The organism is Pseudonocardia yunnanensis (assembly GCF_039534065.1).
GTDB lineage: Bacteria > Actinomycetota > Actinomycetes > Mycobacteriales > Pseudonocardiaceae > Pseudonocardia > Pseudonocardia yunnanensis.
Genome location: NZ_BAAAUS010000027.1, coordinates 382,021 through 400,020, shown reverse-complemented (window position 1 = coordinate 400,020; position 18,000 = coordinate 382,021). Strand labels below are relative to the sequence as shown.

Below are 18,000 nucleotides of genomic sequence, written 5' to 3'. Positions count from 1 at the left end.
GCGGTCGCCTGGATCGCCATCGTCTGCCTGCTCTTCCTGATGCCGGTCTCCCCCAAGGGCATTCCGGGCGCCGCCGACTTCGACTGGAACGTGGTCAACTACGCGCCGCTCACCGTGGGCGGGGCGCTGCTCCTGTTCGGCGGCTGGTACCTGCTCTCGGCGCGCCGCTGGTTCACCGGACCCGTACGCGAAGTGGGCACCGAGCAGGAGCCGGCGATCGGCGAACGGGAGCTGGAGACCGACGCACCGTGAAATCCTCGATCACATGAGACCACGTGGCATGCTCACGCTCGACCAGTTGCGCGTCGCGGTGGACGACGGGTCGATCGACACCGTGCTCGTGGCGTTCACCGATATGCAGGGCCGGCTGCAGGGCAAACGCTGCGCGGCCACATATTTCCTCGGCGAGGTCGTGCCGCACGCCGCGGAGGCCTGCAACTACCTGCTGGCCGTCGACGTCGAGATGAACACCGTCGGCGGCTACTCGATGTCGAGCTGGGAGCGCGGTTACGGCGACTTCGTGCTGAAGCCCGACCTCGCGACGCTGCGGCACGTCCCGTGGCACGAGGCAACCGCGCTCGTGCTCTGTGACGCGCAGTGGGCCGACGGATCGCCCGTGGTCGCGTCACCGCGACAGATCCTGCGTGCCCAGCTGGAGCGGCTCGCCGAGCGCGGTCTGCGGGCCGACGTGGGCACCGAGCTGGAGTTCATGCTCTTCGCCGACTCGTTCGACACGGCGTGGCGCAAGGGCTACCAGCAGCTCGAGCCGGCGAACCAGTACAACGTCGACTACTCGATGCTCGGCACGGCGCGGGTCGAGCCGCTGCTGCGCCGGATCCGCAACGGGATGGCGGGCGCGGGCATGGTCGTCGAGTCGGCGAAGGGCGAATGCAACCTCGGCCAGCACGAGATCGCCTTCCGCTACTCCGACGCGCTCACCACCTGCGACAACCACTCGATCTACAAGACGGGCGCCAAGGAGATCGCCGACCAGGCGGGCATGGCGCTCACCTTCATGGCGAAGTACGACGAGCGGGAGGGCAACTCCTGCCACATCCACATCTCGCTGCGTGGGGAGGACGGACCGGTCTTCCCCGGGGGCGAACAGCACGGCTTCTCCCCGCTGTTCGCGCAGTTCATCGCGGGGCAGCAGGCATGCCTGCGCGAGCTCACCTACCTGTTCGCACCCAACATCAACTCCTACAAGCGCTACGCCGATGGCTCGTTCGCGCCCACGGCCGTCGCCTGGGGCATGGACAACCGCACCTGCGCGCTGCGCGTCGTCGGGCACGGCCCGTCGCTACGGGTGGAGAACCGCGTGCCCGGCGGTGACATGAACCCCTACCTGGGGGTCGCCGCTCTGATCGCGGCAGGGCTGCACGGCATCGAGAACGAGCTGCCGCTCGAGCCGGAGCTCGTCGGCAACGCCTACACCTCCGATGCCCCACGAGTGCCCGGTACGCTTCGGGAAGCGGCCGATCTCTTCGCCAGGTCCAAGGTGGCCCTCGCGGCGTTCGGCCAGGAAGTTGTCGATCACTACGCCAACGCTGCACGAGTGGAGCTGGCCGCCTTCGACGCGGCTGTCACCGACTGGGAGCGCAGGCGTGGCTTCGAACGGCTCTGATCCTCACCGCCCCGACCGTCCGGTCGTCGGGCTCACCACCTACGGGGAGCGTGCGGCGTACGGGGTGTGGAACCACGACACGGTGCTCCTCCCCCGCACGTATTCCGACATCGTGTTCGCCGCGGGCGGGATCCCCGTGCTCCTGCCACCGCGCCCGGAGGCGGCCGCGGCCGTCGACCGGATCGACGCACTCGTGCTGTCCGGAGGTCCCGACATCGACCCGCAGCGGTACGGGGCGCACCGCCACCCCCACACCGGCGACGCGCGGGCCGAGCGCGACGCCGCCGAGATCGCGATGCTGCAGCGGGCGCTGGAGCGTGACATCCCGGTGCTCGGGGTCTGCCGCGGCTTGCAGATGCTCAACGTCGCCCTCGGCGGCACCCTCGTCCAGCACCTGCCCGATGCCGTCGGGCATGACGGGCACAACCCCACCCCCGGCGTCTTCGCCACCACCATGGTCGATCTGGTCCCCGGTGGCCGCGTGGCCACCGCGGTCGGCACCGCGGTGGCGGTGCAGTGCCACCACCACCAGGCGCTCGACCGGCTCGCCGACGGCCTGGTCGTCACCGCCCGCGCGGGCGACGGCACTGTCGAGGCCGTGGAACTCGACGCGCGTCCGTTCGTGGTGGGTGTGCAGTGGCATCCCGAACAGGACGCAACCGACATCCGGCTCGTGGCAGCGCTGCTGGCCGCAACCCGCACTTGACCTTGGGATAGGTCACTCCATGGCGTGACTTGACGAAGTCTTTGCCATTGCTCACGCTCGGTTCATGATCAACCGGGCCCTGCACATGGTCGGAAGCTACCCGGCAGACACGACGGCCGACGCGATGAACGAGATGCTGGAACTGGCCGGGCCCTACCTCGCCACGCTGCCCGACGGCGAGACCGGTGATCGACGCAACTGGATCGCCTCGGTCATGCAGAGCCTGCGCAAGCACCCCGATCTGGTGGTCCACCGCGAGGGGGACTTCGCGGGCTACGACCGGCTCCTCAACTTCCGGGTCCGCCGCGGCCACCGGCTGCGCGGTGACTCCCTGCACTTCGGCTACCCGGAGACGTACGCCGCGGCGCGCCCGGTGTTCGACGCGGCCCGTCAGGCGCACGGCCGCAGCGACCTGATCTTCCAGATCGGCCTGCCGACCGGGCTCGGCATGTCGATGTTCACCATGGGCCCCCGAGGGCCGCTCCTCTACCGGCGGCCCTTCTCCGAGGCCATCGCCCGGGAGATCAGCCGCATCCGCGATGACGCAGGCGACGACGTGCTCGTCCAGCTCGAGATGCCCGCCGAGCTCGCCTTCGTCGCGATGAGTCCCGCCCCGGTGCGCGGGGCCGTCGCGGCCTGGCTCGCCCGGACGGTCGCCGCGCTGGTGCGCCTCACCCCGGAGGGCACGCGCTTCGGCCTGCACCTGTGCATGGGCGACCTGCGGCACACCGCGCTGTTCCGGTTGCGCGACACCGGCCCGGTCGTGACGCTGCTCAACGCCCTGGCCGCCCGCTGGCCGTCCGATCACCGCCTGGAACTCGTCCACGCCCCACTGGCCGCCGGTGGCGAGCCCACGCCGCTCGACCCGGCGTTCTACGCGCGGCTGTCGGCATTGCGCCTGCCCCCGGACACCCGGTTCGTCGCCGGGCTCCTGCACGAGGGCCGCACGACGGACGAGCTGCGCACGGCGGTGGCGGCAATCGAGGACGCCCTCGGTCGCCCGGTCGATCTCGCCGCGTCGTGCGGGCTGGGCCGGCGCGACCGGGAGATGGCCCGCACGATCCTGCGCCAGGGGGCACAGCTGTGCGGGCCCGGGGTCCCCACGGCGTAGCGGAGCGTCCGGGCCCGGGTACGAGAACCGCCCGCACTAGTGTCCGGTCTCATGATCGAGCGGTTCGCGGGACGCACGGCGGTCGTCACGGGCGGCGGCAGCGGCATCGGGCTGGCGACGGCCCGCAGGCTGGCGCAGGAGGGTGCGAACGTCGTCGTCGCCGACATCGACACGGTCCAGGGGCAGGCGGTCGCCGACGAGGTCGACGGCCTGTTCGTGCGCACCGACGTCACCTCCGAGGAGCAGGTGCAGGCGCTGTTCGCCGCGGCGGCGGAGCATTACGGCAGCGTGGACGTCGCCTTCAACAACGCCGGCATCTCCCCGCCGGAGGACGACTCCATCCTCACCACGGGCCTCGAGGCGTGGCAACGCGTCCAGGAGGTCAACCTGACGTCGGTGTACCTGTGCTGCAGGGCCGCGATCCCGCACATGCAGCGTGCCGGGCGCGGATCGATCATCAACACGGCGTCGTTCGTGGCAGTGCTGGGAGCGGCCACGTCGCAGATCTCCTACACCGCGTCCAAGGGCGGGGTGCTCGCCATGTCGCGCGAGCTGGGCGTGCAGTTCGCCCGTGAGGGGATCCGGGTCAACGCGCTCTGCCCCGGCCCGGTGGACACCCCGCTGCTGCAGGAACTCTTCGCCGCCGACCCCGAGCGCGCACAGCGGCGGCTGGTGCACATTCCGATGGGCCGCTTCGCCCGGCCCGAGGAGATCGCCGGCGCCGTGGCGTTCCTCGCCAGCGACGACGCCTCCTTCATCACGGCCTCGACGTTCCTGGTCGACGGCGGCATCTCGGGTGCGTACGTGACACCCATGTAGCAGTTCAGGCGTGGTGCAGCCGGTGCAGCATCGCCGGCAGCGGCTCGGCGTGCACGACCGCCAGCCGCTGCGTGGAGCGGGTGAGGGCCACGTAGAGGTCGTTCGCACCGCGCACCGACTCGGCCAGGAGCTCGGCCGGTTCCACCACCACGACCGCGTCGAACTCGAGACCCTTCGCCGCGGTGACCGGGAGCACCACCACGGGCGCGGTGAGGTCGACGTCCATCTCGGCGCCGGCTCCGTCGGCTTCGGGGTCGGGCGTCCCCAGCAGCCGCTCCCGCAGCGAGGCGACCCGCGCGGCCGGGGCGAGCACCGCGGTGCGGCCGTCACCCACCGCCCCGGTCTCCTCGGCCAGAACCTTCGCGACGGTGTCCTCCAGCGCCGTGGCCGTGCGGGCACCGTCGGGGCCTGGCCCGAGGTCGACGCGCACCGCGCGCGGGGGGACACCCGTGCTGCGCACCGAGCGCGGCGCGGCGAGCCCCGGCTCGATCGCGGCGAGCACGTCATCGGCGACGTCCGCGATCTCCGACGGCGTGCGGTAGTTGACGGTGAGCTGTTCGAGCCGCCACCGGGCGGCCACGAACGGCGAGAGCACCTCGCCCCAGGACGCCGCGCCGGACAGGTCGCCGGTCTGTGCGATGTCGCCCACGATCGTCATCGAGCGGGTGGGGCAGCGGCGCATGACCAGCCGCCAGGCCATCGGCGAGAGCTCCTGCGCCTCGTCCACGATCACGTGGCCGTAGGTCCACTCGCGGTCGGCCGCGGCCCGGTCGGCGGTGGAGTCGTAGCGGCGCACGGCCTGGCGCTCAGCCAGCCGGTCGGCGTCAACGACGTCAGTGGCGCGCAGCAGTTCGGGGTCGAGGTCCTCCTCCAGGTCGAGCACGTCGAGCACGCCCTGGGCGTACAGCACCTCTTCGCGCAGCGCGGCGGCCTCCCGTGCCGCCGCCTCCGCGCCGTCGTCGCCGAGCAGCTCAGCGGCCTCGTCGAGCAGTGGGACGTCGGCGGGCGTCCAGCGCAGGTTCGCCGGGACGTCGTCGCCGGGGGCGTCGCGCAGCAGCAGCTCGTGGTCGGCGGCGGCGAGCCGCCGGGCCACCGTGTTGAGCCGCTTCGACGAGGAGAACAGATCGGTGAGCAGTTGCTCGGCCGAGAGCGTCGGCCACAGCGCGTCGAGCTCGCGGGTGAGCTCCCTGCTCTCCGTGAGCTCTTCCCGGATGTCGGACAGGTCCCCGGCATCGAGCAGCCCGCGGCCGCCGAGCGTGCGCGCCACCTGGTCGGCCAGCAGCCGCACGGCCTCCTTGTGGAAGATCCGCTTCGCCTCGTTGTGGGGCCGCCGCGAGCGCCGGGCGCGCGTGCGCGCAGCGTTGGCGATGTCCCGGTCGAGCCGTACCCGCTGCTGTTCCACGACGAGCTCGATGGGACGCCGGGGCACCTGCTGGCGGTCGCGGACGGCCGCGGAGATCACGGCCGCCATCTCGGCGCGGCCCTTGACCGCAGCTGTGAGCGGAGATTCCACACGCCGAGCGTCGAGGCCGGGGTGCAGCTGCCCGACGGTGCCGAGCACCACCGCGGTCTCACCCAGCGACGGGAGGACCTGCCCGATGTAGCTCAGGAAGGTCGGGTTGGGGCCGACCACCAGCACACCTCGGCGGGCCAGCCGGTCGCGGTGCGTGTAGAGCAGGTACGCGGCGCGGTGCAGCGCGACCGCCGTCTTGCCCGTGCCCGGGCCGCCCTGCACCACGAGAACACCACTGGGCTTCGACCGGATGATCGCGTCCTGCTCCGACTGGATGGTGGCGACGATGTCGCCCATGCGGCCGGTACGGCGGGCACCGACCGCGGCGAGCAGCGCGGCCTCACTCGTCAGGCCACCGGCCTGCGACGCGGCCGTGGCGTCGTCCAGATCCAGCACCTCGTCGTCGACGGCGGTGACCTCGCGGCGGCGGGTGCGCAGGTGGCGGCGGCGCCGGATGCCCTCGGGCGAGGCCGCCGTCGCGGTGTAGAACGGGCGCGCCGCAGGCGCACGCCAGTCCATCAGGAGCGGTTCGTACTCGTTCTCCTCGTCGAGCAGCCCGAGTCGCCCCACGTAGCGACGTTCGCCCTCGTCGGTGTCGAGCCGGCCGAACGCCAGCCCGTGCTCCGCGGCACGCAGGGCCGCAAGACGGTCGGTGTACATCGCCGCAGCGGCGTCCCGTTCGGTGAGTGCCTGCGGGGTGCCCACCGTCTCGTCGTGCAGCACGGACTCGAGCCGACGCGCCGTGTCGGCACGGCGGGCGTCGAGCCGCTCGTAGAGCATTCCGACGTAGCGGCGCTCGTACTCGATTCCGCCGTCGCCGTCGCGGAGAACCTCGGCGGAGGCGCTGTCGCTGGTACGGGTGTCCCCCGTCGGTGTGTCACCCGCCGGAGTGTCGCTGCCGCTGCGAGCGTGGGACGTGCTGTTCGACACCGGCAATTCACCTTCGAGAAGCGGACGGACGGAATAGCAGCTTACGAACGTACCAGCGCGAGCGTTTTCGACCGACTGCTCACGGGTAGCTCACACGGTGCGACCCGATCCCTGCCCCAGGTGCCCGGTGCGCCGTGTCTGACTCCTCCCGCGAATCCGACTACGCCCACTTGGCGCCGTTGTTCGCCGAGTTCGCGTCCCTGCCGCCGGACGATCCTGGCCGAGCCGGGCTGCGCCAGAAGCTCGTGACAGGTTACCTGCCGGTGGCGCGGCACATCGCCCGGCGCTTCGCCGGGCGCGGCGAGCCGGTCGACGACCTCGAGCAGGCCGGCACCGTCGGCCTGCTCAATGCGGTGGATCGGTTCGAGCCGAACCGCGGCGTCGACTTCCTCTCGTACGCCGTACCCACCATCACCGGCGAGATCCGGCGGCACTTCCGCGACCGCACCTGGTCGATGCGGGTACCGCGGCGCCTCAAGGACCTGCAGAGCGCCATCAACTCGGCGATCGGCCCGCTGTCCCAGGAGCTGGGCCGGGCTCCGCGGCCGAGCGAGATCGCGATGCGGATCGGCATCCCGCCCGCTGAGGTCGTCGAGGGCCTGGACGCCCAGCAGGCCTACCGCAGCACCTCGCTGGACGAGCTCGTGGCGGGCGCCGACACCACTCTGACGGACACACTCGGCAGCGCCGACGCGGAACTCGAGAAGGTGGAGTACCGCGAGGCCCTCGCCCCGCTCCTGGAAGAGCTTCCCGAACGGGAGCGGACGATCCTGCTTCTCCGCTTCTTCGGCAACCTCACGCAGACGCAGATCGCCGACCGCGTCGGGATCTCCCAGATGCACGTGTCGCGGCTGCTGTCCCAGACGCTGGCCCAGATGCGCCGGCGGATCACGGAGGACGAGGAGTAGCCGGACCGGCCACCACGCTTCTCGGCACTAGGTTCGCGCCGGCGTGCGTTCCTCGTCCGGCCGGCCGCCGGCCACGGTGCCGCCGCCGTCGCGAGGCTGCCGCAGGAGGCGCAGCGGGAGCACGAACCACAACCCGAGCAGGATCACCCCGACCGCGGTCGCGACCGGTATCGCGATCTCGTCGCCGAGCGCCACGTCGAGCACGAGCAGCACCGACCCCGTGAGCGTGAGCGCCAGCGTGGCCAGTCCGACGGTGAAGAGCTTGTGACCGAGCTGCACCGTCTCCTGCTTCAACCCGCGGCGGAACGTCATGCGGTGGGCGGCGGCAGGAGCGACCATCAGTCCGGCGGTGATGACCGAGAGCAGCAAGGTGACGATGTAGGTCCACCGCTGCACCTCGTCGAGCCTCGCGAACCGCTCGGTGAACGACAGCGACAGCAGGAACGCGAAGAGGATCTGCACGCCTGTCTGCGCCACCCGCAGCTCTTGCAGCAGCTCGATCATGTTGCGGTCGGCCCGTTGCAAGGGTCCCTCGCCGGGGCGCTCCATCCCGACGTCCGGCGCACCGCAGCCCGGGCCCTCCATGCAGGGAGGGTACCCGGGCCACCGGGGGCGAATACTCCGTTGAGAGCCTTCCAGGTCCCGCCGGATGCCTGATCAGCCTGCCGTCGCTCCGCTCGCCTGCCCCTGGTGTGCTCCCTCCGCGAACTCCTCGACGATCTTCGCGCAGAACGCCGGCAGGTCGCGGGGGTTGCGGCTCGACACCAGACCGTGGTCGGTGACGACCTCGTCGTCGACCACCGTGCCCCCCGCGTTGCGGATGTCGGTGCGCAGGCTCGGATACGACGTGAGCGTCCGGCCACGCACGAGGTCGGCCTCGACCAGCGTCCAGGGCCCGTGGCAGATCACCCCCACCGGTTTCCCGGCGCGGAAGATCTCCTGCACGAAGCCGACCACATCGCGGTCCATCCGCAGCCGGTCCGCGTTGACCGTGCCGCCGGGAAGGATGAGAGCGTCGTAGTCCGCCGCGGATGCCTCCTTCACCGCCTTGTCCGCGGTGAAGGTGTCAGCGGGCTCGATGTCGTGGTTCATCGCCTGGATCTCGCCCTCGGACAGCGAGAGGATCTCCGTCCGCGCGCCCTCCCGGGTCACCGCTTCGCGCGGCTGCTCGAGCTCCACCTGCTCCACTCCGTTGGTGGCCAGGATCGCGATGCGCTTACCGTCCAGCTTGCCTGCCATGTGTTGCTTCCTCGCTCCCTGGTATCGAGGTCTCTCCTGGTCGCGTACCCGGGCCCGATGGCGGGTAAGCCCCGGCATGGCCGAGTTCGAGAAGGGCGACCGCGTCTCCTGGAAGAGCCACGGGGGCACCGCAGAGGGCGAGGTCGAGGAGAAGATCACCGAGGACACCGAGGCCGCCGGACGCACCGTCCGGGCCTCGCGCGACGACCCCCAGTACAAGGTCCGCAGCGAGAAGAGCGGCCGCGACGCTGTGCACAAGCCGGGTGCGCTGAAGAAGGAGAGCTGACCCTACGGCGCAGGCGTGGGCGTCAGGAGCCGATCAGACGCACCACGGCCCGCTCGATCGCCGCCCGGATCGTGTCATCGGTCAGGTCGGGGACCGGCGAGGAACCGTTCATCCTGCGCAGCGCCGGGAGCACCGTCCGGCCCTCCTCGAAACGCTCGAGCACCCGCGGGTCGACGTAGGAGCTACGGGCCACCGTCGGGGTGTTGCCGAGGTGGTCGGCCACCTCCTTGATCGCCCGGTTCACCACGCGCCCCCGCGCCCGCTCCTTCTCCGGGACGCCGCCCTGTGCCACGCCCGCCGCCAGCGTGACGGCGGCCAGCACCGTTGCGTTCCACGTGCGCAGGTCCTTGCACGTGTGCTGCTCCCCCATCAGCTCCTTCACCGCCGTGTTCAGGTCCTCGGCCCGCACGTCGTGCCAGTCCCGGCCCACGCGGTAGACGAGCAGGTCCTCCCCACCGCCACGACGGCGCAGCAGCGAGTTGACGACCTTGTGCAGCAGCGGGTCCCGAAGCGCGATGGTGCGCGGGATCCCGCCCTTGGCCGGGTAGGAGAACAGGACGGCGCCGCGCTTGAGCCGGACGTGCTCGCGGCGCAGCGTCGCCAGCCCGAAGGTGCCGTCCTCGTCGTCGTCTCCGGGGGCGTACTCCTCGCCACCTGATCGGAACACCCCGATGTCGAGCATCCGCACGCCGGCAGCCAGTACACGGTCCCGGCCGAGGCCCTTCTCCGCCAGCCGGTCCAGCAGCTCGGCCCGCACGTCGGCAAGCCGCCTCCCGAGGCCGAGGACCCGGTCGTACTTCTCCTGATCCCGCAGGCGCCGCCATTCCTCGTGGTAGCGGTACTGGCGACGGCCTGCCGCATCGACGCCGATCGCCTGGATGTGCCCATCCGGGTCCGCCGAGATCCACACGTCCTGCCAGGCGGGTGGGATGACCAAGGCCTTGATCCGGGCGATCTCCGCGGGGTCGGCGATCGGGCTACCGGCAGCGTCGTAGTAGCTCCATCCGCGCCCACGGCGTCGTCGGGTCAGGCCGGGTGTCTCGGGATCGACGCGGACCAGCCCGAGTGGTGCCTCACTCACACTGCGCTCAATACCCGCCCGGACGGCTCCATATCCCGCCGAACCAGGCGGAACCGCCCGTCAGGTGACCACAGGCGTGTCCGCGTGCTCCCGGCAGGTCGCGGCCTCCGGCCGGGCCTCCAGCCGTTCGTCGTCGATCCGGCGGTGGCAGACGGCGCAGCGGCCGTAGGTTCCCGTGTCGATCCGTTCGACGGCGTCGATCAGCCGGCGGCGCTGTTCGGCGATGGTGTCGACGCTGAGCCCGGCCTCCATCGTGGTGTTCACCTCGGAGCCGTAGTCGGCCGGATGCTGGCCGAGGGCGCCTTCCTCGCCGACCATGTCGGCCGACGCCTCCGCCAGGCTCGACCGGGCGAACCGTTCACGCTCGTCGAGTTCGGCCAGCTCGGTGGTGAGCAGCGTGCGGGCACGGTCGAGGTCCACATTCGTCCTTCCGTCGCGTGCGGGAAGCATCAGTGGACTCGCATACCCACCCCGCCGAGCCGGTACGCCTCCACCACGGGCGGTCCGCCCGGTGGTGGAGACGACCAGCTCAGCGGGTTCTCGAGGGGTCAGCTCCCGGGGTGGCGGGCGTTGGGAGCGCGACCGTAGGGCTGCTCGACGGGCTCGACGGGCTCGCACGCCACGATCGGCCGCACCTGCGGGGCGTCCGCGAGGGCCAGCGGCTCGCCGTGGTGGCGCAGCCGCATCGGAGGCCCGCTGACGAGCCGATACTCGGCCTCGCCGGGCCGGATCTCCACGCGCAGCTGCCGGCCCTGCCACTTCAGGCCGAACGAGATGCGCGACAGCGCGGGCGGCAGCTGCGGGTCGAACGCGATGCCACCGTTGTCGAGCCGCATCCCGCCGAACCCGGACACGACCGCCGTCCAGGTGCCCGCCATCGACGCGATGTGCACGCCGTGCTCGGTGTTGCCTGCGAGGTTGTTCAGATCGACCAACGCCGCCTCGGCGAGGTAGTCGTAAGCCAGGTCCAGGTGCCCCGTCCACGCGGCGACGACGGCCTGCGTGCAGGCCGACAGCGACGAGTCGCGCACCGTGATGGCCTCGTAGTAGGCGAAGTTGCGCTGCATCTGCTCCGTGGTGAACGCGTCCGGTCGCAGCTGGATCGCCAGCACCAGGTCGGCCTGCTTCGAGACCTGCTTGCGGTACAGATCGAAGTAGGGCACGTGCAGCAGCAGCGGGTACTTCTCCGGTGGGGTGTTCTCGAAGTCCCAGCCCTGGTGGTTGGTGAAGCCCTCCGACTGCGGGTGGACGCCCAGCACCTCGTCGTAGGGGATGCGCATCGACTTGGCGGCGTCGCGCCAGCTCGCCATCTCCTCGGCGTTGACGCCCAGCCGCCCCGCCGCACGCGAGTGCCGCGCCGCTGTATCGGCGGCGACGCGCAGGTTCTGCTGGGCCATGAGGTTCGTGTAGACGTTGTTGTCCACGATGGCCGTGTACTCGTCCGGGCCCGTCACGCCGTCGATCCGGAACTGTCCCGCGGAGTCGTGGTGGCCCAGGGAACGCCACAACCGCGCGGTGGCCACCAGCAGCTCCAGCCCGACCTCACGCTCGAAGTCGACGTCGCCCGTGGCGGCGACGTGCCGGCGCACCGCGTCGGCGATGTCGGCGTTGATGTGGAACGCCGCGGTGCCGGCCGGCCAGTAGCCCGAGCACTCGTGCCCGCGGATCGTCCGCCAGGGGAACGCCGCTCCGGACAGCCCCAGCTGTTCGGCGCGCTCGTAGGCCATCGGGAGGATCGACTGCCGCCACCGCAGCGCGTCCGCGGCCGCTTCCGGCGCGAGGTGCGACAGCACCGGCAGGCAGAAGGTCTCGGTGTCCCAGAAGGTGTGACCGTCGTAGCCCTCGCCGGTCAGCCCCTTGGCCCCGATCGCCCGTCGCTCGGCCCGGGCACCTGCCTGCAGCACGTGGAAGACCGCCACCCGCACGGCCTGCTGCAGCTCCGCGTCGCCGTCGATCTCGACGTCGGCGGTCTCCCAGAAGTCGTCGAGGTACTGGCGCTGCTCGGCCAGGAGCCCCTCCCAACCCGTGTAGCGGGCCGCGGCCAGCGCCGCGCGGACCTGATCGTGCAACGCCGGCTGCGAGCGCCGCGCCGACCAGCCGTACGCCAGGTACTTGATGATCCGCAGCTTCTGCCCCGGCTGCAGCCGGGTGATCACCGTGGTGCGCCCGATGTCGTCGCTGGCCTCCGAGCTGACGCTCACGCCGTCGGGCCCGTGGACCTCGTGGTCCATCGCCGCCGCCACCCGCAGGGCGGACCGGCGGGTGTGGTGGATCAGGATCGCGCCGGCCTCGTCGGCGCGGTACTGCTCGGCCACCAGCGGGTCGGTCAGTGCGGCCTCGACGCGCGGGTCGTCGTCGTTGCGGGCCGGCATCTGTTCGTTGGCCACCAGCTCCGACTGCACGACGAGCAGTGCGGGCGCGTCGAGCACCTCGACCTCGTAACAGATCGCGGCGACGGCCCGCTGCGTGAGCGAGACCATCCGCGTGCTGCGCACGGCCACCACCCGGCCGGCGGGCGACGCCCACTCCACCTCGCGGGTGAGCGTGCCGGCCCGCAGGTCGAGGACCCGCTCGTGGCGGCGCAGCTCGCCGTAGCGCAGGTCGAACGGCTCGTCCTCGACGAGCAGCCGGATCAGCTTGCCGTTGGTGACGTTGATGATCGTCTGGCCGGATTCGGGGTAGCCGTACCCACCCTCGGCGTACGGCAACGGGCGGCGCTCGTAGAACGAGTTGAGGTAGGTGCCCGGCCAGGCGTTGGGCTCCCCCTCGTCGAGGTTGCCCCGCAACCCGATGTGGCCGTTCGACAGCGCGAACACCGATTCGACCTGGCCGACAGTGTCCAGGTCGAGTCTCGGCTCACGGACAACCCATGGCTCCACGGTGAAGGGCCGTGCGGTGTCAGGGCTCATCGCTGCTCCTCCAGCAGTTGTGCGAGGTCGGTGACCACCGTGTCCGCTCCGTTCGCGCGCAGGGCGTCGGCGTGCCCCACGCGGTCGACCCCTACGACGAAGGCGAACCCGCCCGCCTTCCCCGATGCAACTCCCGCCAGCGCGTCCTCGAACACCACGGCCTGCGACCGGTCGACGTCGAGGTCGGCGGCTGCGGCGAGGAATGTGTCGGGCGCCGGCTTGCCCGGCAGGCCGCGCTCACGGGCCGTCACGCCGTCGACGCGGTGGTCGATGAGGGAGCTCAGCCCGGCCACGTCCAGCACCTGGGCGGCGTTGGCCGAGGACGACACGCATGCCGTGGCCAGGCCCGCGTCCTTGACGGCGTGCAGATACCGGACCGACCCCGGGTAGACGGTCACGCCGACCGTGGTGATCTTCTCCTGGACGAGATCGTTCTTCTTGGTGGCCAGCGCGTAGAGCGTCTCGGCGTCGGGCGGGTCACCAGGCTCACCCTCCGGTAGCTCGATCCCACGTGAGCGGAGGAACGCGTCGGTGCCCGCCAGCCGCGGCTTTCCGTCGACGTAGGGGCCGTAGTCGGCCTTGACGTCGAAGGGCTGGAACGGGGTGCCGTCGCGCTCCGCGCGGGCTCGCAGATAGTCGTCGAACATCTGCTTCCACGCGGCGGCGTGCACGCTGGCGGTGTCGGTCAGGACACCGTCGAGATCGAAGAGGCACGCGCGCGTGCCATCAGGGAGGCCGAGCATGGAACAACGGTACAGAAGCCCATGATCACCTTCGGGGGCGCACGCCCTGCTCACCCACTCGGTCGGGTACGGCGGGCGGCTCGTACGGGTCGTCCACGCCGGTCAGGCCGGTCAGCCGACCCGCACGCTGCAGCGCATAGAGGCCCTTGACGTCGCGGTCGGCGCACACGTCGGCAGGGGTCGCGACGTACACCTCGAAGAACTCCACGCCTGACTCGGCGTGTGCGGCACGAACCTTGTCCCGTGCTTCCGCATACGGCGCTATCACCGGGACGAGCACGATGACGCCATTGCGTGCGAGCAGCGTGGCGATATGACCGATCCGCCGAACGTTCTCCTCCCGATCGGCCCGACTGAACCCGAGATCCGGGGTGAGGTTGCGCCGAATCTCGTCGCCGTCGAGCACCTCGACCCGCGATCCCTCGTCGCGTAGCTGCGCCGCGAGTCCTGCGGCGATCGTCGACTTTCCGGAACTGGGCAAACCGGTGAACCACACGGTGATACCGAGGCTGGAATCCGATCCCGTCACGCCCATCGAATCTAGTACCGCAATGACGGCTGATCGGGTGGCGCGCAGCTCACATACGCCGAAACGACGGATGGGCCATTTATGTGATGCTGTATTTCCCAGACGCAATGATGCCCTTCGGATCCAGCGCCGCCGTGATGCCCGGAAGGCGCCGGAACTCGGGAAGCCGCTGCATCACCCGTTCTTGCCGGTCGGTGGGCGCGCGCCCGCGTCGTAGGCCGCGTCAAGCGCGGTGCCGAAGGCGTGGACGTCCAGGCCTCGGCGGAGACGTCGACGGCATCCGCTCCGATACTCGACCGAACAGCGTCGAAGAAATTCGCCGGCTGAACCGTAGTGGGCTCATCGGGCATCCATCGAGGCTGTGCCGTGGCGAGCACCACGGCCGACAACAACCCCACGGGTTCGAAAGCACGTCAAGTCCGCTGGTACGAACACCTTCGAGTGAGATTCTCAGGACGATTGGATCTCATGAGCCACAACAGTCCAAGCTGTCCCACATGCACCGCACGTCACAGAAAACCGCAGCCGCTGTCGGCGACGCGGTGGCTGTGGGCGTGCCGGGCAACCGTGGTTGGAAATCGGTAACCAACCGAGGCTGGAGCCAGGACCCGCGAGACACCGCGGATCCGGTGGACCACTAGCCCACGAGACCGGGGCGACACCCCGCCCCGTCGACCGCCGCCGCCCTACCCTCCCCCCGGTGCGGCGGCGGTCGTTCGGTCCTTCCGATACGCCCCCTCAGGAATCTGCCGGGTGTTCCTGCGCCATCCGCCGGTACATCTCGGCGGCAGCGCGGGAGAACCCGTCGGGCACTCCCACGCCGGCCATCGTGTCGCCGGCCTCCTCCATCTCCCCCACCCAGCGCCAGGCCTTCGGACCCGCCTGCGCACTCAGCTTGTCGAGGACCGCCGCGAGGTCCACCCCGTCCCGGGCCAGCAGGTCACCCAGCGCGTCCTGCACGCCGTAGCCACGCGCCGCGGCGGCGACCGCGAGCCAGACCGCGGGCATCGCCTTGCTCTGCATCGCGTAACAGGCCTTGAGCGCGCTCGCCGAGCCCAGGTCGGGCCCGAGCACGCGAGCCTCGAACGGCGAACCGGAGAACAGCTCCGCCACCGTGGCGGCGTGCGCGCCGGAGAGCAACAGCACGGTGTGTCCGGCTTCCCACGCAGGCGGCCCGATGACCGCCCCGTCCACGACGTTCTCGGCGCCCAGGACCGTGCCGATCCGCCGCACGGTCTCCGGGGAGACGGCGTTCGCGTCGACGTAGATCGGCCGTTCCGGGCGGTCGGCCAGCGCAGCGGCCACCTGCTCGGCCACATCGACGGCGGCGTGGGGCGGGCAGATCGAGACGATCACGTGCGAGCGGGCCGCCAGCGCGGCGAGGTCGGGTACGCCGACGAGATCAGCGAGCTCCGCGCGCTTCGACGTGGCGTTGCTGCGTCCGGCGGCGGCCCAGATCACGGCGCCGGCCACGGGCTTGAGGGCTGCTCCGAGCGCCGCACCCATGGCGCCGGGGTGCAGCACGCCGATCACCGGGCGGGGCGGGAGGCCTGCGTGTTCGTCCACGTGACCATCATCGCCCCTCGCACAACAGGCACGGCACAGACCGCGTGATGTGGGCGGTCGGCGAAGCGCAGTGCCGTCAGGCGCCGGCGATCAGCCTTACCACCTCGGCTTGTAGGTCCAGCAGCATCGGGCGCACGCCCGGCACGACCAGCCCGGCCAGCACGAACGTCGCCACGGTGAGGGCAGGCGCGACCACCCAGGTCTCGACCTTCCCGCCGGTGCGGAAACGCAGTGGGCGCGGGCTGCCGACCGGGTACCAGCTGCGCTTGCGGATCCGGATGGGCCACAGCAGCGGGGCGCCGGACTCGGTGACCGCGTCGCCGACCGAATGGACCACCATGCCCAGCGCCACAGCCGAGCCGAGCCAGCCGGCCGTGCCCGCCGTGCCGCCCGGCACGAACTCCTCCACCGCATAGGTCAGGAAGCCCGCGATCACCAGCGACGGTGGACCGGGCACCAGCGCGTCGAGCCCCTTGATCGCCAGTGCGAGGCACACGAAGAGCGTTCCGATCAACACGGGAGTGCCCCAACGGCCCGACGCGAAGTTGACGGCGAGGCCGATCAGCGCGGCCGCCGCCACGGTGTGGGTGAGCCCGCGGTGCGTGCCCTTGCCGGTGTCTCGGCGACCCTTCGTCAGGTCGTAGACGAAGCCGGACAGCGGACGGACCAGGTAGCAGGCCAACCACGACGCCACGGAGAACCGCCGGGTCGCCATCGACGACGGATGGTCCAGGTCGGGCAGCAGCGCCGCGCCCGCGCACACCGCCGCGAAGGTCAGCACCGTCCCCGCACTCGGCTCGACGCCCACCCACCGTGGTGCGAATCCTGCGACAGCGAGCCCGAGGGCCGCACCGGACGTTGCGTGACTTACCCCGAGCACTCGGACAACGTAATCGATCTTGGCCGAACAGATGTGCGAGGCGCGCCGGAGCCGGCCCGTCAGCGGCTCCGCACGCCCAGCTCGCCGTACTGGGCGCCGCGCACCTGTTCCGGGGAGAACACCGCTCCGAGCACGGCTACGTCGTCGGCGCTCAATGCGACGGCCGTGGCTGCGGCGTTCTCCCGCACGTACTTCGCCCGCTTGGTGCCGGGGATGGGCGCGACGTCGTGGGGCTGGGAGAGCAGCCACGCGAGAGCGACCTGCCCCGGCGTCGCACCACGAGCCTCGCTGAACCGCTTGAGCTCCTCGACCAGCGTCAGGTTGTGGCGGAGGTTGTCGTCGGAGAACTTCGGCAACGTCGCGCGGAAGTCCCCAGCGCCAAACGTCGTGTCGCTCCCGACGGTGCCGGTCAGCGCTGCCCGGCCCAGCGGGCTGTAGGGCACGAGGGTGATACCCAGTGCGCGGCACGCCGGAAGGACCTCGGCCTCGATGCCGCGCTCCCAGAGCGAGTACTCGCTCTGCAGGGCTGAGATCGGCGCGACCGCGGCCGCCCGGTGCAGGATGTCCGCTTCGACGTCGCTCAGGCCGATCGCCCGCACCTTCCCCGCGGCGATCAGCTCGGCCATCGCGCCGACGGTCTCCTCGACCGGCACCATCGGGTCGAGCCGGTGGTAGTAGTACAGGTCGATGTGGTCGGTCTGCAGTCGCGCCAAGCTGGCGTCGCACGCCGCCCGGACGTACTCCGGGCGGCCGTCGAAGACCACCCCGCCCTCGGGCGCAGGCCGCGCGCTGAACTTCGTAGCGAGCACGACCTCTTCGCGCCGGCCCCGGACGGCCTCGCCGAGGAGCGTCTCGTTGTGGCCGAACCCGTTGCTCGTCGGCGCTGAGCCGGCCGCGCCGTAGATGTCCGAGGTGTCGAAGAAGTTCACCCCCGAGTCGATGGCGACCGCGATCGTCGTGATCGACTCCTCACGGTCGGCGGTGCCGTAGAACTGCGACATGCCCATGCATCCGAGGCCGATCGGCATGATCGGGATGGTGCTGTGTCCGAGCGTGATCCGTGCTTCGTTCACGAGAGCATCCCGGTGCCATCCCCTGTCGTCGACTCGCCCGGTTCGGTGGCCACGCCGACGCTATCGGTCCGGCGGACCGCTAC

Annotated in this window: 17 protein-coding genes and 1 pseudogene; 7 read left to right on the top strand and 11 right to left on the bottom strand. The window is 71.1% G+C overall.

From position 1 onward, the window contains the following. The 5 genes and pseudogenes from ABD743_RS26590 to ABD743_RS26570 all read left to right on the top strand — a co-directional run. Positions 1-252, top strand: a pseudogene (locus ABD743_RS26590) (hypothetical protein); the annotation flags it as partial. 13 nt (positions 253-265) lie between these two features. Continuing rightward, entirely contained in the window at positions 266-1,624 is a 1,359-nt protein-coding gene (locus ABD743_RS26585) for a glutamine synthetase family protein (RefSeq protein ID WP_344724957.1), read from the top strand. Beyond that, on the top strand, positions 1,605-2,330 hold the full coding sequence (locus ABD743_RS26580) for a gamma-glutamyl-gamma-aminobutyrate hydrolase family protein (RefSeq protein WP_344724956.1): 726 nt from the start codon (positions 1,605-1,607) through the stop codon (positions 2,328-2,330). The genes ABD743_RS26585 and ABD743_RS26580 overlap by 20 nt, the downstream gene beginning before the upstream one ends. A 64-nt stretch (positions 2,331-2,394) precedes the next feature. Then, positions 2,395-3,441, top strand: a complete 1,047-nt coding sequence (locus tag ABD743_RS26575; protein WP_344724954.1) for a hypothetical protein — start codon at positions 2,395-2,397, stop codon at positions 3,439-3,441. Between the two features lie 51 nt (positions 3,442-3,492). Beyond that, positions 3,493-4,260 (top strand): 3-oxoacyl-ACP reductase, encoded by a 768-nt coding sequence (locus ABD743_RS26570; protein ID WP_344724952.1) that lies wholly within the window; start codon positions 3,493-3,495, stop codon positions 4,258-4,260. A gap of 4 nt (positions 4,261-4,264) precedes the next feature. Here the strand turns inward: ABD743_RS26570 and ABD743_RS26565 are convergent, their stop codons facing one another. Then, positions 4,265-6,703, bottom strand: coding sequence for a HelD family protein (locus tag ABD743_RS26565; protein ID WP_425566981.1), 2,439 nt, complete (start codon positions 6,701-6,703; stop codon positions 4,265-4,267). Positions 6,704-6,837: 134 nt separating this feature from the next. On the opposite strand from ABD743_RS26565, the gene ABD743_RS26560 reads away from it, so the two are divergent. Further along, entirely contained in the window at positions 6,838-7,611 is a 774-nt protein-coding gene (locus tag ABD743_RS26560) for an RNA polymerase sigma factor SigF (RefSeq protein ID WP_344724951.1), read from the top strand. 27 nt (positions 7,612-7,638) lie between these two features. Here ABD743_RS26560 and ABD743_RS26555 read toward each other — a convergent pair whose 3' ends face one another. Together ABD743_RS26555 and ABD743_RS26550 are read right to left on the bottom strand one after the other, a co-directional pair. Then, complete coding sequence (locus ABD743_RS26555) at positions 7,639-8,196, bottom strand: DUF6328 family protein (protein ID WP_344724950.1); 558 nt, start codon at positions 8,194-8,196, stop codon at positions 7,639-7,641. Between the two features lie 72 nt (positions 8,197-8,268). After that, on the bottom strand, positions 8,269-8,850 hold the full coding sequence (locus tag ABD743_RS26550; RefSeq protein ID WP_344724949.1) for a type 1 glutamine amidotransferase domain-containing protein: 582 nt from the start codon (positions 8,848-8,850) through the stop codon (positions 8,269-8,271). Between the two features lie 76 nt (positions 8,851-8,926). Between ABD743_RS26550 and ABD743_RS26545 the strand changes: the two genes are divergently transcribed. Beyond that, positions 8,927-9,136, top strand: a complete 210-nt coding sequence (locus tag ABD743_RS26545; RefSeq protein WP_344724948.1) for a hypervirulence associated TUDOR domain-containing protein — start codon at positions 8,927-8,929, stop codon at positions 9,134-9,136. Positions 9,137-9,158: 22 nt separating this feature from the next. Here ABD743_RS26545 and ABD743_RS26540 read toward each other — a convergent pair whose 3' ends face one another. The 8 genes from ABD743_RS26540 to ABD743_RS26505 form a co-directional block, all read right to left on the bottom strand. Continuing rightward, on the bottom strand, positions 9,159-10,217 hold the full coding sequence (locus ABD743_RS26540; RefSeq protein ID WP_344724947.1) for a DNA topoisomerase IB: 1,059 nt from the start codon (positions 10,215-10,217) through the stop codon (positions 9,159-9,161). Between the two features lie 60 nt (positions 10,218-10,277). Continuing rightward, on the bottom strand, positions 10,278-10,637 hold the full coding sequence (locus ABD743_RS26535) for a TraR/DksA C4-type zinc finger protein (RefSeq protein ID WP_344724946.1): 360 nt from the start codon (positions 10,635-10,637) through the stop codon (positions 10,278-10,280). 128 nt (positions 10,638-10,765) lie between these two features. Further along, positions 10,766-13,126 carry a glycoside hydrolase family 65 protein gene (locus ABD743_RS26530; RefSeq protein WP_344724944.1) on the bottom strand — a complete coding sequence of 787 codons (2,361 nt, stop codon included), beginning with the start codon at positions 13,124-13,126 and terminating at the stop codon, positions 10,766-10,768. After that, positions 13,123-13,869 carry an HAD family hydrolase gene (locus tag ABD743_RS26525; protein WP_344724943.1) on the bottom strand — a complete coding sequence of 249 codons (747 nt, stop codon included), beginning with the start codon at positions 13,867-13,869 and terminating at the stop codon, positions 13,123-13,125. Before ABD743_RS26525 ends, ABD743_RS26530 begins: the two co-directional genes overlap by 4 nt. A 25-nt stretch (positions 13,870-13,894) precedes the next feature. Further along, positions 13,895-14,398, bottom strand: a complete 504-nt coding sequence (gene cysC, locus ABD743_RS26520) for an adenylyl-sulfate kinase (protein WP_344724942.1) — start codon at positions 14,396-14,398, stop codon at positions 13,895-13,897. 738 nt (positions 14,399-15,136) lie between these two features. Next, entirely contained in the window at positions 15,137-15,964 is an 828-nt protein-coding gene (locus tag ABD743_RS26515) for a DUF1932 domain-containing protein (protein ID WP_344724941.1), read from the bottom strand. Positions 15,965-16,040: 76 nt separating this feature from the next. After that, a complete protein-coding gene (locus tag ABD743_RS26510; protein ID WP_344724939.1) occupies positions 16,041-16,844 on the bottom strand; it encodes a metal-dependent hydrolase in 804 nt (267 codons plus the stop codon). A 59-nt stretch (positions 16,845-16,903) separates the two neighbouring features. After that, a complete protein-coding gene (locus tag ABD743_RS26505) occupies positions 16,904-17,917 on the bottom strand; it encodes an aldo/keto reductase (protein ID WP_344724938.1) in 1,014 nt (337 codons plus the stop codon). Positions 17,918-18,000: the final 83 nt, after the last annotated feature.

Excerpts from the sequence above, each read along its gene's own strand:
- ABD743_RS26585 (WP_344724957.1), top strand. The coding sequence starts at position 266 with ATGAGACCACGTGGCATGCTCACGCTCGACCAGTTGCGCGTCGCGGTG.
- ABD743_RS26575 (WP_344724954.1), top strand. The coding sequence starts at position 2,395 with ATGATCAACCGGGCCCTGCACATGGTCGGAAGCTACCCGGCAGACACG.
- ABD743_RS26570 (WP_344724952.1), top strand. The coding sequence starts at position 3,493 with ATGATCGAGCGGTTCGCGGGACGCACGGCGGTCGTCACGGGCGGCGGC.
- ABD743_RS26555 (WP_344724950.1), bottom strand. The coding sequence starts at position 8,196 with ATGGAGGGCCCGGGCTGCGGTGCGCCGGACGTCGGGATGGAGCGCCCC.
- ABD743_RS26550 (WP_344724949.1), bottom strand. The coding sequence starts at position 8,850 with ATGGCAGGCAAGCTGGACGGTAAGCGCATCGCGATCCTGGCCACCAAC.
- ABD743_RS26545 (WP_344724948.1), top strand. The coding sequence starts at position 8,927 with ATGGCCGAGTTCGAGAAGGGCGACCGCGTCTCCTGGAAGAGCCACGGG.
- ABD743_RS26530 (WP_344724944.1), bottom strand. The coding sequence starts at position 13,126 with ATGAGCCCTGACACCGCACGGCCCTTCACCGTGGAGCCATGGGTTGTC.
- ABD743_RS26525 (WP_344724943.1), bottom strand. The coding sequence starts at position 13,869 with ATGCTCGGCCTCCCTGATGGCACGCGCGCGTGCCTCTTCGATCTCGAC.